The organism is Devosia sp. Root105 (assembly GCF_001424865.1).
GTDB lineage: Bacteria > Pseudomonadota > Alphaproteobacteria > Rhizobiales > Devosiaceae > Devosia_A.
Genome location: NZ_LMCR01000012.1, coordinates 754,695 through 778,353, shown reverse-complemented (window position 1 = coordinate 778,353; position 23,659 = coordinate 754,695). Strand labels below are relative to the sequence as shown.

The 23,659-nt window shown below is 65.3% G+C and carries 29 protein-coding genes; 15 read left to right on the top strand and 14 right to left on the bottom strand.

The window, feature by feature from the left end; genetic code table 11:
* Window positions 1–71 precede the first annotated feature (71 nt).
* Window positions 72–563 (top strand): SRPBCC family protein, encoded by a 492-nt coding sequence (locus ASC68_RS12410; RefSeq protein ID WP_156387322.1) that lies wholly within the window; start codon window positions 72–74, stop codon window positions 561–563.
* Window positions 564–617: 54 nt separating this feature from the next.
* Here the strand turns inward: ASC68_RS12410 and ASC68_RS12405 are convergent, their stop codons facing one another.
* The 4 genes from ASC68_RS12405 to rpsF all read right to left on the bottom strand — a co-directional run bounded on the left by ASC68_RS12405 (window position 618) and on the right by rpsF (window position 3,048).
* Complete coding sequence (locus tag ASC68_RS12405; RefSeq protein WP_055879318.1) at window positions 618–1,325, bottom strand: outer membrane beta-barrel protein; 708 nt, start codon at window positions 1,323–1,325, stop codon at window positions 618–620.
* Window positions 1,326–1,638: 313 nt separating this feature from the next.
* Window positions 1,639–2,217: a 50S ribosomal protein L9 gene (gene rplI / locus ASC68_RS12400; protein ID WP_055879315.1), complete on the bottom strand. Its 579-nt coding sequence runs from the start codon at window positions 2,215–2,217 to the stop codon at window positions 1,639–1,641.
* 84 nt (window positions 2,218–2,301) lie between these two features.
* Window positions 2,302–2,556: a 30S ribosomal protein S18 gene (gene rpsR, locus ASC68_RS12395; protein WP_055048535.1), complete on the bottom strand. Its 255-nt coding sequence runs from the start codon at window positions 2,554–2,556 to the stop codon at window positions 2,302–2,304.
* A 78-nt stretch (window positions 2,557–2,634) separates the two neighbouring features.
* Window positions 2,635–3,048 carry a 30S ribosomal protein S6 gene (gene rpsF, locus ASC68_RS12390; protein WP_055879312.1) on the bottom strand — a complete coding sequence of 138 codons (414 nt, stop codon included), beginning with the start codon at window positions 3,046–3,048 and terminating at the stop codon, window positions 2,635–2,637.
* A 296-nt stretch (window positions 3,049–3,344) separates the two neighbouring features.
* On the opposite strand from rpsF, the gene ASC68_RS12385 reads away from it, so the two are divergent.
* Entirely contained in the window at window positions 3,345–3,533 is a 189-nt protein-coding gene (locus ASC68_RS12385; RefSeq protein ID WP_055879310.1) for a hypothetical protein, read from the top strand.
* 5 nt (window positions 3,534–3,538) lie between these two features.
* Here the strand turns inward: ASC68_RS12385 and ASC68_RS12380 are convergent, their stop codons facing one another.
* On the bottom strand, window positions 3,539–3,736 hold the full coding sequence (locus ASC68_RS12380; RefSeq protein WP_055879918.1) for a hypothetical protein: 198 nt from the start codon (window positions 3,734–3,736) through the stop codon (window positions 3,539–3,541).
* Between the two features lie 81 nt (window positions 3,737–3,817).
* On the opposite strand from ASC68_RS12380, the gene ASC68_RS12375 reads away from it, so the two are divergent.
* Window positions 3,818–4,774 (top strand): threonine/serine dehydratase, encoded by a 957-nt coding sequence (locus ASC68_RS12375; protein ID WP_055879307.1) that lies wholly within the window; start codon window positions 3,818–3,820, stop codon window positions 4,772–4,774.
* Here the strand turns inward: ASC68_RS12375 and ASC68_RS12370 are convergent.
* Window positions 4,771–5,142, bottom strand: a complete 372-nt coding sequence (locus ASC68_RS12370; protein WP_055879304.1) for a PIN domain-containing protein — start codon at window positions 5,140–5,142, stop codon at window positions 4,771–4,773. The two genes, ASC68_RS12375 and ASC68_RS12370, sit on opposite strands and share 4 nt — an antisense overlap.
* A complete protein-coding gene (locus tag ASC68_RS12365; protein ID WP_055879916.1) occupies window positions 5,139–5,336 on the bottom strand; it encodes a type II toxin-antitoxin system VapB family antitoxin in 198 nt (65 codons plus the stop codon). Before ASC68_RS12365 ends, ASC68_RS12370 begins: the two co-directional genes overlap by 4 nt.
* Window positions 5,337–5,511: 175 nt before the next feature.
* Here ASC68_RS12365 and fabD point away from each other — a divergent pair, with 175 nt between their 5' ends.
* The 8 genes from fabD to ASC68_RS12325 all read left to right on the top strand — a co-directional run bounded on the left by fabD (window position 5,512) and on the right by ASC68_RS12325 (window position 12,350).
* On the top strand, window positions 5,512–6,462 hold the full coding sequence (gene fabD / locus ASC68_RS12360; RefSeq protein WP_082528110.1) for an ACP S-malonyltransferase: 951 nt from the start codon (window positions 5,512–5,514) through the stop codon (window positions 6,460–6,462).
* Between the two features lie 26 nt (window positions 6,463–6,488).
* Window positions 6,489–7,229 carry a 3-oxoacyl-[acyl-carrier-protein] reductase gene (fabG, locus tag ASC68_RS12355; protein WP_055879302.1) on the top strand — a complete coding sequence of 247 codons (741 nt, stop codon included), beginning with the start codon at window positions 6,489–6,491 and terminating at the stop codon, window positions 7,227–7,229.
* A gap of 288 nt (window positions 7,230–7,517) precedes the next feature.
* Window positions 7,518–7,754 (top strand): acyl carrier protein, encoded by a 237-nt coding sequence (locus tag ASC68_RS12350; RefSeq protein ID WP_055048542.1) that lies wholly within the window; start codon window positions 7,518–7,520, stop codon window positions 7,752–7,754.
* A gap of 33 nt (window positions 7,755–7,787) precedes the next feature.
* Entirely contained in the window at window positions 7,788–9,050 is a 1,263-nt protein-coding gene (gene fabF / locus ASC68_RS12345) for a beta-ketoacyl-ACP synthase II (RefSeq protein WP_055879909.1), read from the top strand.
* Between the two features lie 89 nt (window positions 9,051–9,139).
* The gene (gene mltG, locus ASC68_RS12340) at window positions 9,140–10,282 is read left to right on the top strand and encodes an endolytic transglycosylase MltG (protein WP_055879299.1); all 1,143 of its coding nucleotides are present in this window, start codon (window positions 9,140–9,142) and stop codon (window positions 10,280–10,282) included.
* Window positions 10,282–11,175 (top strand): YicC/YloC family endoribonuclease, encoded by an 894-nt coding sequence (locus ASC68_RS12335; RefSeq protein ID WP_055879296.1) that lies wholly within the window; start codon window positions 10,282–10,284, stop codon window positions 11,173–11,175. Before mltG ends, ASC68_RS12335 begins: the two co-directional genes overlap by 1 nt.
* 59 nt (window positions 11,176–11,234) lie before the next feature.
* Window positions 11,235–11,873 carry a guanylate kinase gene (gmk, locus tag ASC68_RS12330; protein ID WP_055879293.1) on the top strand — a complete coding sequence of 213 codons (639 nt, stop codon included), beginning with the start codon at window positions 11,235–11,237 and terminating at the stop codon, window positions 11,871–11,873.
* A gap of 183 nt (window positions 11,874–12,056) precedes the next feature.
* On the top strand, window positions 12,057–12,350 hold the full coding sequence (locus tag ASC68_RS12325; protein WP_055879290.1) for a hypothetical protein: 294 nt from the start codon (window positions 12,057–12,059) through the stop codon (window positions 12,348–12,350).
* Between the two features lie 59 nt (window positions 12,351–12,409).
* Here the strand turns inward: ASC68_RS12325 and ASC68_RS12320 are convergent, their stop codons facing one another.
* Both ASC68_RS12320 and rsmA read right to left on the bottom strand, forming a co-directional pair.
* Window positions 12,410–12,667, bottom strand: a complete 258-nt coding sequence (locus ASC68_RS12320) for a hypothetical protein (protein ID WP_055879287.1) — start codon at window positions 12,665–12,667, stop codon at window positions 12,410–12,412.
* A complete protein-coding gene (gene rsmA, locus ASC68_RS12315) occupies window positions 12,667–13,497 on the bottom strand; it encodes a 16S rRNA (adenine(1518)-N(6)/adenine(1519)-N(6))-dimethyltransferase RsmA (protein ID WP_055879284.1) in 831 nt (276 codons plus the stop codon). The genes ASC68_RS12320 and rsmA overlap by 1 nt, the downstream gene beginning before the upstream one ends.
* A gap of 130 nt (window positions 13,498–13,627) precedes the next feature.
* Here rsmA and ASC68_RS12310 point away from each other — a divergent pair, with 130 nt between their 5' ends.
* On the top strand, window positions 13,628–14,059 hold the full coding sequence (locus tag ASC68_RS12310; RefSeq protein WP_082528109.1) for a DUF305 domain-containing protein: 432 nt from the start codon (window positions 13,628–13,630) through the stop codon (window positions 14,057–14,059).
* A gap of 231 nt (window positions 14,060–14,290) precedes the next feature.
* Here ASC68_RS12310 and pdxA read toward each other — a convergent pair whose 3' ends face one another.
* The 5 genes from pdxA to ASC68_RS12285 form a co-directional block, all read right to left on the bottom strand.
* The gene (pdxA, locus tag ASC68_RS12305) at window positions 14,291–15,319 is read right to left on the bottom strand and encodes a 4-hydroxythreonine-4-phosphate dehydrogenase PdxA (RefSeq protein WP_082528108.1); all 1,029 of its coding nucleotides are present in this window, start codon (window positions 15,317–15,319) and stop codon (window positions 14,291–14,293) included.
* 130 nt (window positions 15,320–15,449) lie between these two features.
* Window positions 15,450–16,325 (bottom strand): SurA N-terminal domain-containing protein, encoded by an 876-nt coding sequence (locus tag ASC68_RS12300; RefSeq protein WP_197421180.1) that lies wholly within the window; start codon window positions 16,323–16,325, stop codon window positions 15,450–15,452.
* A gap of 128 nt (window positions 16,326–16,453) precedes the next feature.
* Window positions 16,454–18,748 carry an LPS assembly protein LptD gene (gene lptD, locus ASC68_RS12295; protein WP_082528107.1) on the bottom strand — a complete coding sequence of 765 codons (2,295 nt, stop codon included), beginning with the start codon at window positions 18,746–18,748 and terminating at the stop codon, window positions 16,454–16,456.
* A 5-nt stretch (window positions 18,749–18,753) separates the two neighbouring features.
* Window positions 18,754–19,815 carry an LptF/LptG family permease gene (locus ASC68_RS12290; protein ID WP_055879277.1) on the bottom strand — a complete coding sequence of 354 codons (1,062 nt, stop codon included), beginning with the start codon at window positions 19,813–19,815 and terminating at the stop codon, window positions 18,754–18,756.
* Window positions 19,812–20,900, bottom strand: coding sequence for an LptF/LptG family permease (locus ASC68_RS12285; protein WP_055879274.1), 1,089 nt, complete (start codon window positions 20,898–20,900; stop codon window positions 19,812–19,814). Before ASC68_RS12285 ends, ASC68_RS12290 begins: the two co-directional genes overlap by 4 nt.
* Before the next feature lie 230 nt (window positions 20,901–21,130).
* Between ASC68_RS12285 and ASC68_RS12280 the strand changes: the two genes are divergently transcribed.
* Genes ASC68_RS12280 through ASC68_RS12270 form a run of 3 tightly spaced genes read left to right on the top strand, consistent with a single transcriptional unit; the run spans window position 21,131 to window position 23,645 of the window.
* Window positions 21,131–22,627: a leucyl aminopeptidase gene (locus ASC68_RS12280; protein WP_055879271.1), complete on the top strand. Its 1,497-nt coding sequence runs from the start codon at window positions 21,131–21,133 to the stop codon at window positions 22,625–22,627.
* Entirely contained in the window at window positions 22,624–23,202 is a 579-nt protein-coding gene (locus ASC68_RS12275) for a hypothetical protein (protein ID WP_055879269.1), read from the top strand. The genes ASC68_RS12280 and ASC68_RS12275 overlap by 4 nt, the downstream gene beginning before the upstream one ends.
* Complete coding sequence (locus ASC68_RS12270) at window positions 23,199–23,645, top strand: DNA polymerase III subunit chi (RefSeq protein ID WP_055879267.1); 447 nt, start codon at window positions 23,199–23,201, stop codon at window positions 23,643–23,645. Before ASC68_RS12275 ends, ASC68_RS12270 begins: the two co-directional genes overlap by 4 nt.
* The last annotated feature ends 14 nt before the right edge of the window (window positions 23,646–23,659 follow it).

Genomic DNA, 23,659 nt, shown 5'->3' with positions numbered 1-23,659 from the left:
GACCATAGGTTTGACGATCAGTCTTGCAGCCGATACAGTGTATCGGTACGTTGTATCGAAAAGGAGTGATCATGACCACGGACAACGCGCTTCGCATCGAGGACTCGCTGGCGTGGCGGTTCGCCGCGGAGGGGAGACTTGATCCCTCGGCTCCGGTTGCCGCGTCGGGGAACATTGAGATAGCCCGTGCTCCCGAAGTGGTGTGGCGCTTGCTGCACGACGTTACCAACTGGCCCGACATCCGTGCCGATGTTCAGGACGTGGTCGTCCTGGACGGCGGCGCCTTCACCTGGTCCGCCGGCCCGATCCCGGTTCGCTCCCGCTTTGCGCTCACTGAACCAGGGTGCACGCTGACCTGGTGCACGCTGACCTGGTGCACGCTGGCGGCGGGCCTCGAGGCCGTACATGTCTACCACTTCGAAGCGGTTGGTTCGGGCACCCGGCTGAACGCGGCGGAATCGATGAGCGGGCCGCTTGCCGGGCCGGCAATCAGCAGCGCGCAGCTGCAATCCCAGATCGCTTCCTGGCTTGAGGGTATCAAAGCGCTCGCCGAGACGCGCTGAAAACAAAAAGGCCGGGATCGCTCCCGGCCTTGTATTCGCTGCGATTGTGCCGGCTTAGAAGCCGAAGGTCAGACCGACCTGCACCACGTGCGAGCCGAGGTCCGCAACGGCATCGATGGCACCGCCCTCAACTTCAGCGCCGACGATCGCCTTGTAGCGATAGCCGAGGTCGAGCGTCATATTGTCGGCCACGTCGACCTTGACGCCGGCGCCGACCTGGTAGGCCCAGCCCCAGCCGGACAGGTCGACCGAGGTGCCGACGGCGGTGCCGTCGGCGGTCACATAACCGGCGCCGAGACCACCGCCGATATAGGGCGTGAAACCCGAACCGGTGTCGATATCGAACCAGAGGTTGCCGAGCAGGTAGGTGGTAGAGGCCCAGCCGTCCGTGATCGGGTAGGTGTCGTTATCGAACAGTGCGGGCGGGCCGCCGCTGATCGTCACGTCAGGCAAGCCAACCGCGCCGGTCGACAGTTCGACTTCGCCGCGCAGATTGTCGGTGAAGTTGGCGCCGAGTGCGACGCCGAACTGCCAGCCGATATCGCTGTCGAAGTCAAAGAACTGCCCACCCGGCGGCGAGCTGTCATCGGCCGAAATAGTGGTCCACTGGGCGCCGCCAAAGACGCTCAAGTACCAGCCCATATCAGCAACTGCCACGGGCTCGTCGACCGGGACGTCAACGACCAGATCCGCTGCCAGGGCAGGGGTGCCGACAATCAGCGCCACAGCAGCAGCGCCGCTGAGCAGTTTGAACATGTTCATAATGGGAGCCTCCCGCAATTAAGTTGGCACCATGATTTGCAGATGAATTGTATTCGTGGAAGTAGGGAACGCAGCTTTCAAGGCATCAATTTCGGTCGTGGCACATAATGGCAACACCAGGCAGAAAGTGAGGCAAGCAACCAGGCCGCGGCCGTTGCTGATACATTCCGGATCGGAAGAAATCCGACCTGTCCAAAAGCTGGACTCGGGCCGTACCGCCAAGCTCTAGCGGAAGGTCGCCGCCCGGCCGGGGCGCGCAAACAAAAGGGCCGGGATTGCTCCCGGCCCTTTCTCGTATCGATGCGATACGTTCTTACTCTTCGTCGCCGAAGGCCTCGGTAGCGGCGGAGCCGACTTCGGCCTGGCCAGCAGCGAACTGTTCAGCCGCTTCGTCGTCGTAGTTGATCGCGGTGAGATCTTCACCGGCGGCCTGACGGGCAGCCTCGTCTTCCGAGCGCGCCACGTTGACGGTGATCGACACGGCAACTTCGGCGTGCAGGTGCAGCGGCACCGGGTGGACGCCGACGGTCTTGATCGGGTTGGCGAGGTCGACCTGCGAACGCGAGACGGTGAAGCCGTCCGAGATCAGTGCGTCGGCCACGTCACGCGACGATACCGAGCCGTAAAGCTGGCCGGTTTCGCCGGCTTGGCGGATGATGACCACCGACTTGCCGTTGAGGCCCGACGCGATACCGGCAGCGGCCTCGCGGCGCTCCTGGTTGCGCTGCTCGATGTCGGCGCGATCGCGCTCGAACTTCTTGCGGTTGGCTTCGGTGGCGCGCAGCGCCTTCTGCTGCGGGAGCAGGAAGTTACGGGCGAAACCGTCCTTCACCGACACTTCGTCGCCGATGTGGCCGTGCTTGCCGATACGCTCGAGGAGAATGACTTTCATGGTGCTTTCCTTTGCTGTCCTGCCTCGAAGGCAGTTAGGAGCCGCCGACGATCGGCAGCCCCAGCGAGTCCCTGAAACCGGTTCTTACTGAACGGCGTAGGGCATGATGCCGATGAAGCGGGCGCGCTTGATGGCCTTGGCCAGTTCGCGCTGCTTCAGGGCGGAGACCGCAGTGATGCGGGAGGGGACGATCTTGCCGCGCTCCGACACGTAGCGCTGCAGCAGGCGAACGTCCTTGTAGTCGATCTTCGGCGCGTTCGGGCCCGAGAACGGGCAGGTCTTGCGGCGGCGCTGGAACGGACGGCGGGCCGTGGTCGTGGTCAGGTCTTTGATGGCCATTTGGCTTATCCTTCTGGGTGGGTCGCATTCCGAACCGGAAAAGTCTGCAACTTTTCCTGGAATACTCCCGAAGCGTTCTTAGAAGCGGCGCGGGCGACGGTCGCCGCGGTCGAAACCACCACGGTCGCCACGCGGGCCACCCGGACGGTCACCGCGGTCGTCATCGCGATCGCGCTTCTGCATCATGGCCGACGGGCCTTCCTCGAGCTCGTCCACCCGGATGGTCATGAAGCGCAGGATGTCTTCATTGATGCCCATCTGGCGCTCCATCTCGGCCACCGCGGCGTGCGGAGCGTCGATGTTGAGCAGGGTGTAGTGCGCCTTGCGGTTCTTTTTGATGCGGTACGAGAGCGACTTCAGGCCCCAGTACTCGTTCTTGGTGACCTTGCCGCCGCCATTGCTGAGCACTTCGGTCAGGGCTGCGGTCAGCTCTTCCACCTGCGTGGGGGAAACGTCCTGGCGGGCCAGGAAAATGTGTTCGTAAAGGGCCATAAGCGCCTTCCTTCAAGTTGGTTCACAACACTTCCACTCGGCGCGGAGCCCCTTTGAAGCCGGAAAGGCGATCAAAGCAGTCTTCTAAAGAGCGGGAACACGGGAGGACGGGCGAACCCTATCGTACAAATGCACGAACCCTCCGTTCAGCCCCCGGCCGAACGAATGCGAGGCGGGCTATAGGGGAAAACGCCGGCAATGGCAAGCCGCGTGGGGCGGGGACATCCCGAAGGCGTCTGCCACAGGCGGAACGATATCGGCCAGCCGACCCTTTCCCTTTACATAAGGAGAAGGTCATGACCAATCGCAAAACGCCAGTGCCGCCTGCCACCCAGCCCGACGACATCCCCTTGGACATTCCCGATGCCGAGCAGACCGAGAGGGAACTTCCGGAAGGACAACTGCCGGGCCTGCCGGTATGGCGCGATCCGCTGCTGAACCCGGGGCCGACGCCTTCGGAGCGCGAAACGCCACCGCTCGACTGATCCGGTCAGCCCGATGCGGAGGTCTCGCCGGCGCGCTTCGGGATCTCATACCCCTCTGATACCAGCAGCGAGGTGATGGACGGCGTCAGCGCCCGGCAGCCGCAGTGCTGGGCGTGCTCGTAATGCCAGGCGGCGCGCTGCTTTTTGGTCGCATTGGCCGGCATCCGGTGTTCGCGGTGCCACTCGGAGTTGATCTTGCCCATCGTCGCGGCCTCTTTCATCGTCCCGACACTTGCTTTAGGCAGGCCGGGCGGCTCCACTATGTTAACCTTGTCGAGACCGCCATGACCACCACCGAAGCTGTCGCGTCTGCTCCGCCTGATCGCAACGCGATCCGCGCCGCCGAAGCGGTGATCCGCCCGCACATCCGGCGCACCCCGGTGGTCGAGGTGGCGGCGGCCGATTTCGGGCTCGATGGTGCGCCGTTCTCCTTCAAGCTCGAATTCATGCAGCACTCCGGCACCTTCAAGGCCCGCGGCGCCTTCGCCAACCTCTTGATTCGGCCGGGCGCCGCACGCGGCGTGGTGGCGGCATCGGGCGGCAACCATGGCGCCGCCGTCGCCTACGCGGCGCATAAGCTCGGTATCAAGGCGCATATCTACGTGCCGCGCATCTCCTCGCAGGCCAAGATCAACCGCATCCTGCAATATGGTGCCGAGATCGTCATCGGCGGCGACACCTACATCGATGCCTACAATGCCAGCCACGCCTTCGCGGCAGAGAACGACCTGCTCGAGGTACACGCCTACGACATGTTCGAGACGCTGTGCGGGCAGGGGACGGTCGGGCTCGAATGGCTGGAGCAGGCGCCTGGCCTCGATACGCTGCTGGTGGCCGTGGGCGGTGGCGGGCTGATCGGCGGTATTGCGGCGGCGGCTACTGGCCGGGTCCGGCTGATCGGCGTCGAGCCGGAGAATGCGCCGACCCTGCACAACGCCATCGAGGCCGGACGACCGGTCGACGTGCCGGTGAGCGGCGTTGCCGCCGACAGCCTCGGCGCCCGGCGCATCGGCAGTTTGAGCTTTGCGCTGTCCGGCTTCATCGATCGCTCGGTGCTGGTTACCGACCAAGCCATCGTCGCGGCGCAGAAGGCGATCTGGGACGTGTTGCGCGTGGCGGTGGAGCCGGGCGGGGCCGCCGCAATGGCCACCGTCCTCTCGGGACGCTATGTTCCGGCGCCGGGTGAAAAGGTCGGCGTACTGCTCTGCGGCGCCAACACGACGGCGGTGAAGTTCGACTAGATCGGCTGCGAAACACCGACACCGAGCCGGTTGGCGGCCTTGCTCAGCCGGTCATCGCGGCTCCAGAGTTGGCAGCCAACTGTCAGGCGGGCAGAGGCGAGCAAGTGAACATCCACGAAGTTCAGCCCGGTTGAGAACAGTTTCTCATTCTCGATCAGCAGAGCCACCTCTGCCTCACTCGACACTACCGGCGGTAGCAAACGGCGCAGGAAGCGCAGCGTCATAGCTCGGTCGGGCAGCGATCCCAGTGAAAGCTCAGTCAACACGAAGGGATGCATCAGGATGTCGGCCCGGGCGGCAAGCTCACCGACCGATGCGACCCCTCGCCTGAAGTGATCGATCCAAATCGAGGTGTCCGGCAGGATCATGCGCCACCGAGGCGGCGAGGCCGCGGGGCGTCAAAGTCCGGAACGGAGCCGCCGAGCATAGCCAACCGCTTTCCCGCCTCCCTCGCCACGAACCAGCGCAGCGCCTCGTTGATTACGGCCGACTTCTCCTTGATGCCGGAGAACTCCTGGGCATCCCTGAGCAGTTCATCATCGATGGTGATCGTCGTGCGCATTGGCACCTCCTGATGCACGAAAAATAGCATCATTTGATGCGATATTCAATGCGCGCCCCATCCCGCCTTGACTTTGCCATCCCCCTCCTGCAAACGCCGCCGCCAACTGGACGCCTGTCCGGGCGGGGCTTAGGCTCGGCCTCAACGACGAAGAACAACGGCGGAGGCCACCACCTTGACCAAGCGCGCATTCACCTTCCCGGGGCAGGGCAGCCAGGCTGTCGGCATGGGCAAGGATCTCGCCGACGCTTACCAGGAAGCCCGCAACGTCTTCGCCGAAGTCGACGACGCGCTCGGCCAGAAACTCTCCGCCATCATGTTCGAAGGGCCGGACGAGACGCTGCGCCTCACCGAGAACGCCCAGCCGGCGCTGATGGCCGTCTCCGTCGCGGTGACGCGCGTACTCGAAAGCCGCGGCTTCTCGCTGAAGGATAATGCCGCTTACGTGGCTGGCCACTCGCTCGGCGAATACTCGGCGCTGGCTGCGGCCGGCGCCTTCAGCCTTGCCGACGCGGCGCGGCTGCTGAAGATCCGCGGCCAGGCCATGCAGCAGGCCGTGCCGGTCGGGCAGGGCGCCATGGCGGCGATCCTCGGGCTCGACCTCGAAACCGTGCTGCGCGCCGCCAATGATGCCGAGGACGGTGAGATCTGCGGCGTCGCCAATGACAATGCCCCCGGCCAGGTGGTGATCTCCGGCCATGTCGGCGCGGTCAACCGCGCGATCGAGCTGTTGAAGGCGGCCGGCGCCAAACGCGCCCTGCCGCTGCCGGTCAGCGCCCCGTTCCATTGCGCGCTGATGCGCCCCGCCGCCGACGCGATGGAGCATGCGCTCAACCAGGTGACGGTGAAGTCCCCCATCGTGCCGGTGGTCGCCAACGTCCTGGCCAAGCCCATCACCGATCCCGAAGAGATCAAGAAGCGTCTCGTCGAGCAGGTCACCGGCATGGTCCGCTGGACCGAGTGCGTTGGCTGGCTGGTGAAAGACGGGGGCGTGACGCAGCTGGTCGAGCTCGGCTCAGGCAAGGTGCTCTCGGGCCTCGCCAAGCGCATCGCGCCGGAAACGGCGGCCGTATCGATCGGCGCACCGGCCGATGTCGATGCGTTCCTCGCCGAACTCGGCGCTTGAATCAGTTTCTCCTGAGGAGTCCGTAAATGTTTGATCTCACGGGCAAACGCGCCCTCGTCACCGGTGCTTCCGGCGGCATCGGGCGCGAAATCGCCAAGGCCCTCGCCGCGTCCGGCGCGCGCGTGGCGCTGAGCGGCACCCGCGTCGGTGCCCTCGAAGAGACCCGCGACCTGCTCGGCGGCGGCGATCACCCGATCCTGCCGACCAACCTCTCCGACCTCGACGCGGTGGATAAGCTCATCCCCTCGGCCGAGGCGGCGCTGGGCGGCATCGACATTCTCGTCAACAATGCCGGCGTCACCCGCGACAACCTATTCATGCGCATGAAGAACGAGGAGTGGGACGAGGTGCTGGCGGTGAACCTCACCTCGGCGTTCCACCTCACCCGCGCCGTGCTGCGCGGAATGATGAAGCAGCGCTTCGGCCGCATCATCGGCATCACCTCGGTGGTCGGCGTCGTCGGCAACCCGGGGCAGGGCAACTACGCAGCGTCGAAGGCCGGTCTCATCGGCATGAGCAAGGCCCTGGCCTATGAGGTCGCCTCGCGCAACATCACGGTCAACACCGTGGCGCCCGGCTTTATCGGCTCGGCCATGACCGACGAATTGAACGATAAGCAGCGTGAAAGCATTCTGGGTAAGGTGCCGGCTGGCCGGCTCGGCGCCGCCGATGAGGTTGCTGCTGCGGTGGTGTTCCTTGCCAGCAACGAGGCCGGCTACATCACCGGCCATACGCTGAACGTCAACGGCGGCATGGTGATGCTGTAAGCCGGAGCGTGAGCAGCAAAAGTTGCAGACTTTTGCGGTTCGCGAGCGCGACAAAGGAAAACGTGCCATCGCGAAGGCTGGGGAAACCGGGGCCTGCGCAATATGGCAATGGCGGGGGAAGTATGTTACCTCCGCCGCTGATTTCGGGTTCGGCCCGTACTTGCGAGGGTACGAAGCCGCGCCTACAGTCTGCCGCGAACGGCGGCAAAGGTCAGTGGGCCCGGGCAATTCCGGTGTCTGGGGCCGCGTACGAACGAACAACCTGTTTGGTAACAAGGGAAGTCAAATATGAGCGATATCGCTGATCGCGTCCGCAAGATCGTGGTCGAACACCTCAACGTCGATGCGGAGAAGGTCGTCGATAAGGCCAGCTTCATTGACGATCTGGGCGCGGACTCGCTCGATCAGGTCGAGCTGGTTATGGCTTTCGAAGAAGAGTTCAACGTCGAAATCCCGGACGATGCCGCGGAATCGATCCAGACCTTCGGTGACGCCGTCGCCTATCTGACCAAGGCCGTCGGCTGATCGCCGACCGCTAACGGCTCTTCTTCGATGGAACTGCGCCGCGTCGTCGTCACCGGGATGGGGATCGTCAGCCCTTTGGGCTGCGGGATCGAACCAACCTGGGCCAACATCCTCGCATCCAAGAGCGGTGCTAAGCGCATCGACGACTTCCAGGTCGACGATATTGCTTGCCAGATCGCTCACCGGATCCCGTTGGGCGACTACGCCGACGGCAAGTTCAATCCCGACGAATGGATGGACGTGAAGGATCAACGTAAGGTTGATCCCTTCATCATCTACGCCATGGCGGCGGCCACTCAGGCGATCGAAGATGCCGGGGTGGAACCCAAGACCGAAGAAGAAAAGCACCGCATCGGCACGCTGATCGGCTCGGGCATCGGCGGCATCGGGGGCATCTACGAGACCTCGATCATCCTGCATGAAAAGGGGCCGCGCCGCGTCAGCCCGTTCTTCATCCCGGGCCGCATCATCAACATGGCATCGGGCAACGTCTCGATCCGCTTCGGCCTGAAGGGCCCGAACCACTCGGTGGTGACGGCCTGTTCGACCGGCGCGCACGCCATCGGCGATGCCGCCCGGCTGATCATGCTGGGCGATGCCGACGTGATGGTGGCCGGCGGCGCTGAATCGCCGGTCAACCGCATCTCGATCGCTGGCTTCGCCGCCTGTCGCGCCCTCTCCACCGGTTTCAACGATCGCCCGGAAATGGCTTCGCGTCCCTACGACAAGGACCGCGACGGCTTCGTCATGGGCGAAGGCGCCGGCATCGTCGTGCTCGAGGAATACGAGCGCGCCAAGGCCCGCGGCGCCAAGATCTATGGCGAAGTCATCGGCTACGGCCTCTCTGGCGATGCCTACCACATCACCGCTCCCTCCGAGGACGGCGATGGCGGTTTCCGTTGCATGCAGATGGCGGTCAAGCGGGCCGGCATCGATCCCTCCGAGATCGACTACATCAACGCCCACGGCACCTCGACGCCGCTCGGTGACGAGATCGAACTCGGCTCGGTCACCCGCATGCTGGGTGACGCTGCTCCGAAGGCGGCGATGAGTTCCACCAAGTCGGCCATCGGGCACCTGCTCGGCGCCGCCGGTTCGGTCGAAGCGATCTTCTGCCTGCTCGCCATGCGCGACTCGATCGTGCCGCCGACCATCAATCTCGACAATCCGTCGGTCGCCTCGGTGATCGACCTGGTGCCCCATAAGCCCAGGAAGAAAGAGGTCAATATTGCCCTCTCGAACTCCTTCGGCTTCGGCGGCACCAATGCCTCGCTGATCTTCCGCAAGGCGAGCTAAGCGACCGAACCCTGGCATCCTGCCGGATGCCGGGTTCGCATTGATGTCATTTTTCAAGCGATTAGTGCGCGTTTCTGGAGGTTCGACCGATGGCTAACGAGCGCAGCGAGAAGCGAGCCCGCAAGAAACGGCGGAGCGGCGGCCTCCTCAGCGTCATCAACGCGCTGCTGACTCTGCTTGTGCTCGGCATCCTCGTTGCCGTCGGGATTTTCCTTTACGGCGCCAGCCAGTTCTATGCCCCAGGCGCGGTCAAGACCGAGGCCAACTTCACCGTCGAGAAGGGCTCGTCGGTAATGACCACGGCTCGCCGGCTCGAAGAGCAGGGGCTGATCCCGCAGGGCCAGTTGCTGCCGTCCGAATGGTTATTTTGGGGCGGCGCTCGTGCCTTGAAGAAAGAGGGTGACCTCAAGGCCGGCGTCTACGCGCTGAAGCCGAATTCGTCGATGGCCGACATCCTCACCGAGCTGACCGAGGGCAAGCCGCTCGATTTCTTCGTCAACGTCATCCCGGGCGATACTTCGTTTCAGGTGGCCGAGCGGCTGAATGCCGTAGGCCCGAACCTCACCGGCGAGCCGGTCCCGGTTCCCCCCGAAGGGACGCTCCTGGCGGTGCGCTATGATTTCTTCCCCGGCGACTCCCGCATCTCGGTGCTCGAAAAGATGCAGGCCGAGATGAAGAAGACGGTCGACGAGATCTGGGCCGGCCGCGACCCTGCCATCGACTCGGTGATCAAATCGCCGGCCGAACTGGTGACCATGGCTTCGATCGTCGAGAAGGAAACCGGGGTCGCCTCCGAGCGCCCGCAGGTGGCCGCGGTGTTCATCAACCGGCTGAAGAAGTCGATGCGCCTGCAGACCGACCCCACGGTCCTCTACGGTGTTACCGAGGGTAAGGCGGTGCTGAGCCGCGGCCCGACCTCTTCGGAGCTGAAGGCTAAAACCGCCTACAACACCTACCAGATCGATGGCTTGCCCCCCGGCCCGATCGCCAATCCGGGCGAGGACGCGCTGCGCGCCGTCGCGCACCCGGCGGCGATCAAGGACCTCTACTTCGTCGCCAAGAGCGCCAACCCGGCCGACGGCCACCTCTTCGCTGAGACTTATGCCGAGCACCGAAAGAACGTGAGGCTCTACCGTAAGGCGGCGGCCGAGGCGGACTCGGAAGCCGCCAAGGAAGCGCTGGAAGCCGAGCAGGCCGAGGACGCCGGCGAGACCGTCGAGCCCGCCAACTGATGGCTGCATCGCTTGCCAGCATGACCGGCTACGCCCGCGCCGGCGGTTCGCTGCCGGGCGTCGGTTTCACCATCGAGATCAAGTCGGTCAATGGCCGCGGCCTCGACCTCAGGATGCGCCTCGCCTCCGGCTTCGATGCGCTGGAGAGTGAGATCCGTCGGCTGATCGGCAAATCGATCACCCGCGGCTCGCTGACCATATCGCTGAATGTCGACCGCGAAGGGGAGGGCGGCCGCGTCGTCGTCAATCACCAGGCGCTGGAAGCCGTGCTCGAGGGCTTCAAGTGGCTGGAGGGCCGCGTCGATGCCGACAAGCCCCGCCTCGACGGCATCCTGGCGCTGCGCGGCGTGCTCGAGCAGCACGAGACGGCGCTGTCGGCCGACGAGGAGGAAGCGCTCAACGCCGCCATTCTCGGCGCCGTGGCGGAGGCCGTCACCGGCCTGGTCGCGGCGCGACGCGAGGAGGGGGCCCGTATCGCGGCCATTCTCGCCGAGCGCATCGACGAGATCGCCGCCCTCACCAAGGCCGCCGAGATCCACCCGGGCCGCAGCCGCGACGCCATCCTCGCCCGGCTGCGCCAGCAGGTGGCCGAGCTCAGCGAAGCGAGCCCGACGTTGTCGGATGAGCGGCTGGCGCAGGAAGCCGTGCTGCTCGCCACCAAGGCGGATATCCGTGAAGAGCTCGATCGGCTCGGCGCCCACATCGCTGCGGCGCGCCAGTTGATCTCGGGCGGCGGACCGGTGGGCCGCAAGCTCGACTTCCTGTCACAGGAATTTAACCGCGAAGCGAATACGCTTTGCTCGAAATCCAACGACGTGGCCCTGACCGGCATCGGCCTCGACCTGAAGGCGGTGATCGATCAGCTCCGCGAACAGGTCCAGAATATCGAGTAACCCGGCGAGCGCCGCGAAGCGGCCGAGAGTTCTGCGCAGGGCATAAGGACGAAGTACGAATGGAATTCACCCGACGCGGAGTGATGCTGGTTCTCGCCTCGCCGTCCGGCGCGGGCAAGTCGTCGATTTCTCGCGCCCTGTTCGAGGACGACCCGAACATCGCACTGTCGGTCTCGGTGACGACGCGCGCCCGCCGCACCGATGAGATCGACGGCAAGCACTACCACTTCATCGACGTGCCGACCTTCAAGAAGATGCGTGAGGACGGCGAGCTCTTGGAGAGCGCCGAGGTGCACGGCAATTTCTACGGCACGCCGCGCTCACGCGTCGAAGAGCGGCTCTCGGCCGGCCGCGACATCCTGTTCGATATCGATTTCCAGGGCACGCTGCAGCTCTATGAGAAGTGCCGCAGCGACATGGTGACCATCTTCATCCTGCCGCCATCGATCAAGGAGCTGCGCAAGCGCCTCGAGCGGCGCGCCCAGGATAGCGCCGGCACCATCGAGAAGCGGCTGAAGAACGCCCGCATCGAAATGGAGCACTACGGCGAGTACGACTACGTGCTCGTCAACGAGGATCTCGAGGATTCCACCTCGCGCGTCCGCACGATCCTCGCCGCGGCTCGCCTTGCTCGTCCGCGATTCATCCAATTGGATAAGTTCGTCAAAGACTTGCAGGATCAGATCGACTCTCTCTAACAAGAGACGAGAGGGTTGCGAGCCTCAGGGCGCCAGCAAGGCGCAATAAAATCGTTAAGGTAACACCTTAACTCTTCCGATAGCTGCCTGTGGATAAGCCATGGACATCTGTGGATGGTTCGCGCGCCCGCAGTTCCGAAACCTCGGAATTGGGCGGAACCTACCCTCGCGGGGGACTTGAGCATGCCGTTCGAAGTGAAAGCGTGCAGCATCGATGAAATGCAGCGCCATCCGACCTTTGCCGATCGGACCCAGGCAAAGGTGAAGGTGCTGCTGCGCGAGATCCGCTCGCGCGAAACCTTCGATCACAACCTCACCTTGCGCGTCTGGGCCAACACCCACGACAAGATGAGCCCATCGGAAGTCAAGACCGCGCTGCTGGTCAAGGCCGCCGCCATCCTCAAGCGCACTGTCTCGGTCGCCGAGATCGAGATCAGCGGCGACGGCGCCGTGACCCGGCCGACGATCAGCGGCTGATCTTCTCGCCAAATTATGGTCCGGTGCGGGCCGCAGCCACCGGCCTGTAGGGCGGTCGCCTACCGCCGCGACACCAGCATCACGAACTTCGCGATCGCCCCGGCGGCGAAGCCGAACAGCATCAGGCCGAAGGTGAACGGCCCCAGCGTCTGGGTGATGCCGTCGGGTGAGGCGAGGTCGAGGTTGACCCAGGCGAAGAACAGAGCGCCGAGCCCCAGCAGGATAACCAGGGTCCGCCAGCGCTGCGCGAACAGTGGCACGGCGATCGGGATGCCGAACGCCAGCAGTGCGGTGACGATGGCGATGACGCCGCCCATCAGCGCCGTGCCTTCGCCAGTTTCAGGAACGTCTCGACCGGCAGCACTTCGGCGCGCTCGTCGCCCCTGAGTTCGGCCGCCGTCAGCAGCGGCTCCATCGGCACGCCCAGCGATTTGAGGCTCTGGCGCACCATCTTGCGGCGTTGCCCGAAGGCGGCGCGGGTGACCGCCTCGAGGTCGCGTACGGCGACGCCGTCATTGGTCGCCTTGGGCTTCAGGTGCACCACGCTGGAGGTGATCTTGGGCGGCGGCGTGAACGCCTCGCGCCCGACATTGAAGGCGATCCGGGCCTCGGTGCGCCAGCCGCACAAGACGCCCAGCCGGCCATAGTGATTGTCTCCGGCCTTGGCGACGATCCGCTCGGCTACCTCGCGCTGGAACATCAGCGTCAGGCTCTCGAAGAACGGTGGCCAGTTCTCCACTGTGAGCCAGCGCGTCAGCAGCTCGGTGCCGATATTGTAGGGCAGGTTCGAGACGATGCGGGTAGGGCCGTCGGCCAGCGCGGCGTAGTCGATCTCGAGCGCATCGCCAGCGATCACTTCGAGCCGTCCAGGATAGGCCTCGGCGATCTGGGCAAGCGCGGGCAGGGTGCGCTCGTCGCGCTCGATGGCGATGACCTTCCTCGCGCCCTCGGCGAGCAGCGCCCGGGTCAGCCCGCCGGGACCGGGGCCTACTTCGATCACCGTCGTCGCCTCCAGCGGACCGGCGACGCGGGCGATCCGCGCCGTGAGGTTGAGGTCGAGCAGGAAGTTCTGCCCGAGCTCCTTCTTGGCCCTCAGGTCGTGTGCGGCGATGACCTCGCGAAGCGGCGGGAGATTGTCGATCTGCATGGCAGGGGGATAGCGGATTTATCGGCGAAGGCAAATGGGCCGCGCAGAACACGCTTGACCTTGCCACGATGGGAAGGTGCAGGAAGAGGGTACGGCCACTGAATCAGGCCCGATCTGGAAGGAGATTGATATGCACAAGTTCACCCTCGCCGCCGCGCTGCTGCTGGCACTCGCCGCCCCCGCTGTGGCGCAGCAGGATCATGGCGCTCACGCCGCCACGCCGGCCGCCAACCTTCCGGCCATCTGCCTCGCCAACGCTCCTCAGGCGACAGCCCCCATGACCATGCAGCACCAGGCAGGGGCTTCCGAAGCCCATACCGAGCTGATGGCCGGGATGGACGCGATGAACGCCGACATGATGGCCGGCGGCACGGCCACCGATATCGACGTCGCCTTCGTCTGCTCGATGATCCCGCATCACCGCGGCGCCATCGACATGGCCAAGGCGGAGCTCAAGCACGGCGACGATCCGTGGGTGCGGGAAGTGGCTCAGGCGGTGATCACCGCCCAGGAAAAGGAAATCGCCGACATGCTGGCCTGGCTGGCAAAGCAACCGCAGTAGCAGCCGTACTGAAGCAGACGGCCCCTCCCGGCCTCCCCCATGAAGGGGGAGGTGAAGAGTCGAGGCTCGGCCTTCGATCGCGCCAAATACACCGGCGGAGCACCTCCCCCTTCATGGGGGACTTCGAGCCGTCCCGTAGGGCAAATCGCTCCAGTGGAGCGATTTGAGGGGAGAAGGCCATGAGAGCTACGCTCGAATGGCCACGGAGGGGGCCGTCTCTCTCAGTAGTGCCTACTGCGCCGCCGCCCGATGCACTGCGCCGCCAGTCAGCTCATCCGCCAGCCGGATCGCATTGAGGAAGCTTGCATCTGAGCCCTTGCCGGTCCCGGCGAGGTCGAACGCCGTGCCGTGGTCGGGCGAGGTGCGCACGATCGGCAGCCCGAGCGTGACATTGACCGCCTGGTCGAACGCCACCGTCTTGATCGGGATCAGCGCCTGGTCGTGGTACATGGCGATCACCGCGTCATACCTCCGCCAGTGCGGCAGGTGGAACAGCGTGTCCGCCGGCATCGGGCCTTCGGCGAGGATCCCCTCGTGCTGCAATTGGGCGATCGCCGGGCCGACAATGTCATAATCCTCGGTGCCGATATTGCCGCCTTCGCTGGCATGCGGATTGAGCCCGGCAAAGCCGATGCGGGGCTCGGCGATGCCGAAGCGGGTCCTGAGGCTGTGCGCCACGATCCGCCCGGTGCTCACCACCAGCTCGAACGTCAGCAGCGAGGGCACGGCGCTGATCGGCACGTGGATGGTCGCCGGGATCACCCGCAGCGCCTCATGCGCCAGCATCATCACCGGCGTCGGCGTTGCGCCGCCCTGAGCACAGAGCGCCGCGAGGAACTCGGTATGACCGGGATACTTGAAGCCGGCGGAATACAGCACCGCCTTATGAATCGGCGCCGTGACGATGGCGCGGCAGACGCCGGTAAGGCTGTGCTCCACGGCGCGGCTGATCGCTTCAATCACCACCTTGCCCGAGAGCGCTGTCGGATCGCCCGGCTTGTCGGGCACGAGCCCGTCGATATGCACCACCGGCAGCGCTTCGGCGAACCTGGCCGGCGCCTCGAGCGGCGTGCTCTCGACCATCGCCACCGGCAGCCGCAGCCGCGCAGCACGGGCGCGCAGAAAGTCGACATGGCCGTAGACGATAAACGGTGGCAGGCCCAGCTCGTCGCGCTTGGCATAGAGCCTCAGGATCAGGTCTGGCCCGATCCCCGCGGGCTCACCCATGCTCACGGCCAGCGGCGCTTGATTGTCGGCCACGGTGTCCTCGCTTGCGTAAACACAACTGGCGCAGCCAATCGCCGCGCCAGGTCTGCTGCCACTAGCATGGACTCGCTAAGCCAACGGGCTGCTATTGCCTTCGATTTGTCGAAAGGCCGGCAAGAGTCCGTTAGTTGTAGACGATCTTGGCCTTGGTCCGCAGCTCGGCCTTGTACTTCTCGGCTTCGGCCTTCATCTGCTCGCCGCCCTGCTCGCTGCGCAGCTTGTTCTTGAGGAAGGTGGTGTCGCGCGCTTCGTTCTTGGCGCAGATGGCCAGCATCGACACACCCGACTCGGTCACGCGCGGCTTGGTGATGCCGCCCACGTTGAGCTTGGCAAGTTCGGCGGCCAGCGGTTCGGGCAGCTGGGTGGCGTGGCGGCGGCCCATGTCGCGTACTGCGGCATCGGTGAAGTTCAGCGACACCTGCACAGCGCTGTCGCAGCCCTTGAAAGCCTGGCGATACTGGTTGGCCTGGCCGGTGCGGGCCGAAGCATTGCCGGTCGAACTGATGAACAGCACTTCCTTGAGGATATAGTCATAGCTCAAGGCCTGGTCGAGCTTGGCCTCGGCGGCCTTCTCGAGGTCGAGGTCCGACACCTTGACGCGCGAGGCGACCACCATGCCGCTCACCTGCTGCCAGGCGATCGCCGCGCGGAGGCGGGCGCGCATGGTGTCCATGTTGACGCCGGCCTGCTGCAGAATCTGGCGCAGCTTGTCGCTGGACACCTTGATGTTGCGAGCCACCTGCTGGAACGCGTCATCGACCTGCTGGTCGGAGATGACGATGTTCATTCGTTTGGCTTCCTGGACCTGCAACTGCTCGTCGATCAGCTGTTCCATGGCCTTCTTGGTGCCGCCGCCGCCTTCCAGCGCCAGCAGCTTGGTGCGCTGGGCGACTTCGATATCCGAGATCGGCACGCCGTTGACCGTGACCTTGGTCGCGGCGAAGGCCGGCATGACGCTCAGGGTAAGGCCGATCAGCGTTGCAGCGATGAGGCGGAGCATTGTCGTCACCATTTTCAGTTCTTTGGAAAGCCACCGGATCGCCCCCGGCTCGGCCATCTCAATGTTGGAAGAATACGGCCAAAATCGGTTGGCCGAGGTCGTTGCACCGGTCGATCGCACCGACCGGACTAGTAGTTGAGAATATCGAACTGCGCCCCTGGCGCCTTCAGCTTGAACTGCACGCCGAACGTCACCGAGTTTGGCGTCTCGTGCGTCGCCCCGTTCGCCTGCGCAAAGCCGCCTGCGAGGAAGAAGCCGTCGTCATAAATCAGCTCGCCTCGGGCCTCCAGCCACTCGCTGGCGGCGATATCCCACGAAACGCTGCCGATGGCGCGCCAGTAGTCCAGCGGCAGTGGCGTGCTGCCACGCACCGTCACTTCATGTTGATCCACCGGCACGCCCGTTGCAGCGTCGGCAGGCAGGTAGACGTAGTCGCTGCCCACCGAGTAGGGGCCGATGGCATAGTTGCCGCCGACGCCGGCGCGCGCCACGCGTGGACCGTCGGGGTCGACCTGCAGCTTGGCGCCCAGCGTCAGCCCCGCATAGGGCGAGCCGCGAGCGCCCAGCACCATGTAGGACGCATCGTCCTCCATGCCGCTGCCGAGGCCGGTATTGACCGGATCGTCGACGCCGAACGCGTTGACCCCGGCAAGATGGAAGCTCTGCCCGGCGACGATCTCCAGCCACTGGCCACCGGAGAAATTGGCGAGATAGCGTGCCCCGACATTGGCGCGGAGCCCGGTTTCCTGCCGGTCGGTGCCGGTGAAGCGATCGTAGGAGAAGATGTTGGTGTCATCGAGCACGAAGCTGTGCGCGTTGTCGTTGGTGATGCCCACCAGCGAGGTGTCGCTGCCGCGATAGACCAGCTGCGCGATCGGCTCGAGCAGGTGGGTATCGAGCCCGTTGGCGGCAAACAGCGGCCAGCGGAAATCGACCGCGGCAATCGGCGTCGCCGCAAAAAGAAACTGGTCGGAGGGCTCACCAGCGGTGAGGGCATCGCCACTGTCGTAGTTCGCGACGTCGGCGCGGAGCCCAAGGTACGGCGTCACGACCACGCCGCCCGACGCGATGATCTGGTTCTGCCAGACGAGTTCGCCCGAGGCATGGGTCTTGGAGCCTTCGTAGCCGAACACGTAGTCCTTCGTGCCATATGTTGCCGCAGAATCCAGGTCGCGTTGAACGCCGAGCAAATTGCCGTTAGCTCGCACCTGGCCCCAGTCACCGAGGTCGAAGTAGCCAGCTCCTCGAGCATTCGGCACTGCCAGTGCCTGCTGGGCCTGTGCGTCGTCTGCGCCCTTGATCGTGCCGTACTGCCCCAGCTTCAGAAACTCCTGCAGGCGCAGATCGGCATAAAAATCGCTGCTGAGGTGCGTCGCGTAGACCTCGTTGGTCACCCAGTCGGCGGTGCTGAAATCGTAGTCGTCGAAATAGGCGGCATCGGTGAAGGCGCTGTACGACCAGCCGACGGTCCAGTCGGCAATCGGCTGGAAGCGGCCGGAGCTCTGGATCGCGCCGCGCCATTCGCGGTTGCCGAGCTCGCTGAACGCACCCGGATCGAGCTGGTAGAGGCCCGACGCCTTCACCGTAAGCGAGCCGTAGTCGAACTGCTGCTGCCACTCGGCTGCCATCAGGAAGCCCTGGCGCGACATCAGCGAGGGCGCCAGCAGGATCTGCGTGTCGTCGCCGATATTGATGAAATACGGCGCCGTGATCCGGCCGCCATAGATCTGCTTGTAGTTGACCCGGGGGAGCAGGAACCCGTTGCTCTGCTTCGAGCTCGGATCGGGCAGCGACAACCACGGCAGCCAGGCCACGGGAATGCCGAGCACTTCCAGCGACGGCTGCTCGAAATAGATCGTCTTGGTGTCGGCGTTCTGGATCAGCTTGGCGGCTTTCACCCTCCAGCCGATGCGGTTGCCCTTGGCGTCGATACATTCGCCGCACGGCGTGTAGGTCGCCTGGTTGAGCACGGTCTCGAGCGTGCTGGAATACTGCACGTCGTTGGCGGTCACCCGCGCGCCATCGGTGGTCGTAAGGGTCAGCGACTGGATGAAGGCCTGCTTCATCCCGCCGGTTACCTCGATCGTCTCGGCGGTGTATCTGGTGCCCGCCGGATCAACCAGCTGCACGTTGCCGATGCAATTCAGGTTGCCGGTCTGCTGCTCATAGCGCAGGTCGTCGCAGGCGATCGAATAGCCTTCGTACTGCATCAGCACGCGGCCCTGCGCGCTGATTACGTCGCTGCTTTTGTCATAGGAGAGGACGTTGGCCTCGACCTTGGCCGGGGCACCCGGCTCGGGCAGCGTGGCAAAGAACCCTTCGGGCAGGAACTGCGCCGCGGCGGGCGATGCGGCCACCAGGGCGAACACAAGCACCGCGCCGAACTGGCGCAGGCGCGTCCCCATCCCCCGGTCGCGGCGCATAATGCTCACGTCCGCCCGTCTTCCCTGTTGAGCAGCACCGTCACTCCAATGACGATAGCTACTACCGCCGGCCCTGCAACTGCGATGGCCGGATGCATCACGCCGGCACCCCCGGCGCGTCCCGCCATCTCGGTCACGACATAAACCAAGACGCCAAGGACGATACCATAAAGCACCGCCCCACCATACTTATTGGTCCTTCGATAACCGGCCGTAAACGCGAAGGCAATGACCAGCGAGCCACACAGCGTAAGTGGCAGTGCAAGCAGCCTGAGGAACCGCGTTTCCGTCTCGGCGCGTTCCCGGGAATCGGTGAGCCGGGCCGCCAGCGATCCTGCCAGTTCCCACACTGTCATGTCCTTGATCGATGCAATCCGGGCCCGCATGTCGCCGGCCGTCCGAGCCGTTGGCAGCCGGAAATCGGTCATCGCCTCAGGCATTTCGTTGGAGCGATAGCGCGTCGCTTGCGCCATCACCCACTCGTTGCCGACCAGCTCGGCAGCCGGCGCCTCGATCCGGTCGCGCGGGGCTTCCATCATGAAGACGTCGATGCTGCCCAGCGCCGTCCCCGACGGGTTCACGTACCCGGCCTCGAGAATGTAGTGGACATCGCCCCGTCGCTCGTCGAGCCAAAGCGTGCCGGAACTGCCGACCTCGCCGCTCGTGGTGCTTAGCGACAGCGTGCGATTGAGCTGAATCACCGCCGTGTCGACCAGCAGCGTCACCAGCACCCCGCCGGCGAAGGTGACCGCCAGCGGCAGTATCATCACCCGCCAGACCGAGCGGCCCGAGGCCTTGATCACCGTCATCTCGCGTGTCGCCTGGAGGTTCAGCAACCCGGCGACGGTGCCGACGAGAAAGGTGAGCGGCAGCGTGTCGATGATCCATCGGGCCGCTGCCAGCGCCACGGCGGTCAGCGCCAGCGGTGCACCGCCGGTTGCTGAGAGGGCGGAAAAGCGGCTGGTATTGAGCGATTCGACCAGCAGTACGATGCCGAACAGCACGGCGAGCGTCAGCCCGACATTGCTCGCCACGCGCCGAACGATGATCAGGTCGATCCGGTTCATCGGCTGTGCGCCTCCCGGGGCAGCGGAGCAAACAGCCGCAACCGGTAGATCAGGATGGCCGCTGCGATCACGATCAGCGCGATGACGCCGCTGGTCTCGCGCGCCCAGCCCGCAACCGGCGCGTAGGAGGTGACCGCGCGCTCGAACAGCACTGCCCCCAGCACGGTGATTTCTACCGGCAGCACCGGCTCCTTGCGGCGCCCCGAGGGGAAAGCGCTGATCGCGGCGACGAACAGGCAGAGCGCCAGCACCCGGAAGCCGTCCGATGTCCGTTCGGCCATGCGGCGCAGCGACTCGGCGGGCCACTCCCCCTCCGTCAGCCCGCGCATGATCATGCCGTAGGTACTCTGATCGCCGCGCCGCTCGCCGGTGTCCTCATCGCCGGTAAGGCGCTCCAGCGCGATGTCGTAGCGCTCGAACGAGATCTCCGAGAATTGCCCGTCGGCGGTGCGATACTGGATGGTCCCGTCTTCGAGCTGCAGCACGTAGCCGAGCTCGTCGGCCGTGATCAGGGCAGAGTCGGCGATGTAGGTGCGTCGGGTGCCCGCGTCGCGCCGGTCGTCGGCGAAGAACGAGGTGATCTCGCCGTCGGCGCCGCGACCGCCGACCGTGATCGTCACGCCATCACCCAGTTCGGCGAAGCGGTTGGGCACCAGCGAGCGCCCCACCAGGTCCGCCGCAGCCTGGGCCTTGATCTGGTTGTTCTCGCGGCTCGCCAGCGGCTCGATCACATGCGCCAGCAGCAAGACCATCAGCGTGCCGATGGCAGCGTACCCAAGGATGGTACGGATCAGCGCCGGCAGCCGCTGCGAGACATGGATGATGTGCAACTCGCGCGAGCCTTGCATGGCGCGCAGCGCCCGCGCCAGCCCGATGGCGAGGCACACATAGAGGAACGCGATGGAGAGTGGTGGCAGGCCGAGAATGGTCTGCCAGAACAGGGTACCCAGCCCGCGATCGCGCACGGCCCCGATCTCGACGATTCTGAGCAACTGCACGAGGTATAGAATCGTCAGCGCGACCCCGAAAAGCGCAGCGGCCTCGGCGGCAAAAAGCCTGAAAAGATAAGTGCCTAGCCGAGTCATGCCGACAATCTGGTTCCGACGCGCGCTCACCTCCGGTCTGCCCCCGGGCAGGTGAACCGGGCGGACATTGCCCGCCCCCGACATGGCTTGGCAAGCCAATCGGGCGGGGTCGTGGCGGTCGGCCTCCCGGGTGTTGCGGGATTGACGCGACGGGCGTAGCCACTATCAGTCGTGAACCTGCCCTTTCTCGGACAACGCGTCCGCCCCATTGCCATAAGGTATTTTCGCCCATGCCGAACCGGATCGAGATCAAGACCGCCGCCCTGCCGCTGAAGGCGACCGGGACACTGGTTGTCTACGTCGCCGAAGGCGCCGCGCCTGCCGGGGGCGCCGCCGACGTCTGGAAGGCCACCGGGCTCGACTGGCAGAAGGTCTCCGCCGCCGCCAGCTTCAAGGGCAAACAAGGGCAGGTGATCGACCTGCTGGCGCCGGCCGGTGTGGCGGCCGACCGCTTGCTGGTGCTGGGCAGCGGCAAGGCAGAGCAGGGCGCCAGCCTGTCGGCCTGGACCGACCGTGGCGGCTCGCTCGCCGGCAAGCTCACGGCGATCAAGGCAAGCAAGGCTGCGGTGCTGCTGGACGAGGCCGAAGCGACGCCCGAACGCATCGGCGAACTCGCTGCCGGCCTCCGGCTCCGCCACTACAAGTTCGACCGCTACAAGCCGGCCAAGCCCGACGACAACGGCAATAGCGCGTTGACCGTCACGCTGTACGTCGATGCCAAATCCGCCGTCGATAAGGCCATCGCCGACCGCCAGGCCACTGCCGAAGGGACGCTCCTGGCCCGCGATCTGATCCATCTGCCGCCCAACGTCCTGGGCACCCTCGAATTTGCCGCCGAGGCGGCCAAGCTCGCCGAGCTTGGCGTCGAGATCGAACAGCTCGACGAAAAGGCCATGCGCAAGCTTGGGATGAACGCGCTGCTCGGCGTGGCGCAGGGCTCGGCCCGGCCGCCGCGGCTCGTCATCATGCGCTGGAACGGTGGCAAGGCGAAGGAGCAGCCGATCGCCTTCATCGGCAAAGGCGTGGTGTTCGATTCCGGCGGCGTCTCGCTGAAGCCCGGCCTCGGCATGGAGGATATGAAGGGCGATATGGGCGGCGCCGCCGCCGTCACCGGGCTGATGCATGCGCTCGCCAGCCGCAAGGCCAAGGTCAACGCCATCGGCATCATCGGGCTGGTCGAGAACATGCCGTCGGGCACCGCTTATCGCCCGGGCGATATCCTCACGGCGATGAGCGGCACCACCATCGAGATCGTCAACACCGACGCCGAGGGCCGCCTCGTCCTCGCCGACGCGCTCTGGTACACACAGGACCGCTTCAAGCCGAAGTTCATGATCAACCTCGCGACCCTCACCGGCGCTATCGGCGTGGCGCTCGGCAGCGATCACGCGGGGCTGTTCTCCAACAACGACGATCTTTCGGCCAAGCTGCTGGCGGCTGGCCTCGCCACCGGCGAAAAGCTCTGGCGCCTGCCGATGGGCGCTGCCTATGACAAGCAGATCGACAGCCGCTTCGCCGACATCAAGAACTCAGGCGGCCGCCCGGCCGGCTCGATCACCGCTGCGCAGTTCCTCGCCCGTTTCGTCAACGATGTGCCATGGGCGCACCTCGATATCGCCGCCGTGGCGCTTGCCTCACCCACCAGCGAGACCAACACCGCCTGGGCTTCCGGCTTCGGCGTGGCGTTGCTCGATCGGCTGGTGCGCGATAATTACGAGGCCAAATGACCGGCGCCCAAACCACCGGCGCGCTACCTGATCTGCCGCTCGTCGCCAACCCCTCGCGCCTGTGGCTGTCGCCGATCGCGGCGATCGCCCTGTTCGCCGGACTGGTGGCGCTGCTGCCGACCCTCCTGCTGCTGGCGAGCCTCGTTGGCTTGCTCGGCATGCACCCGAGTGTCGAATTGACGCTGCTGGCGCTGCCGACGCTCGCCGTGGCGGTGTTCTTCCTCGCCGTCGGCAGCGTGGTGATCGGTGATCTCCGCCTCATGCGTCCGGTACTGACCATCGACGAGCACGGCGTCTTCGACCGCCGCGTCACCGACAGCCCGATCGCCTGGTCCGACGTGGTGGAAGTCGCCCCAGCCCCCGGGGGTGGTGGCGTCCTGCTGGCGCTGAAGACCCCGCTCGAAACCCGCCTCAGCCCCTATCGCGCCGGCACTGCCGGGTTTCGCCAACCGGCCGCGGGCCTCGCCAATATCCCGGTGCGCGCCATGGACCGCCCGGCAAAGCTGCTTGCCGAGACGCTGACCGCGCTGGCGCTGCGCAACGGCGCCATACCGCCGGCGGAGGAAGCCGCGTGACCGAGATCCTGTTCTACCACCTCGAAAGCCAGCCGCTCGAGCGCGTGCTGCCGGTGCTGCTGGAAAAGTCGCTGGAGCGCGGCTGGAGCGCTGTTGTCGAGACCAGCAGCGACGAGCGTGCGCAGGAACTCGATTACATACTCTGGACCTACCGCGACGACAGTTTCTTGCCGCACTCACTCGCCGGCGGCGATGCCGACCACCTGCAGCCGGTGCTGATCACCACCCGGCCGCACAACCCCAACAAAGCCGAAGTGCGCTTCTTCGTCGACCGCGCCGTGCCGCAATCGGGTGAAGGCTACCAGCGTATCGTCTTCATGTTCTCCGGCCACGACCCGGATGCGGTGACCGAAGCCCGGGCCGCGTGGAAAGCGCTGCGTGATGGCAATGAGGTGACCTACTGGCAGCAGGACGGCAACGGCCGCTGGGCAAAGAAGGGGTAGGGCAGTCGAGGAGC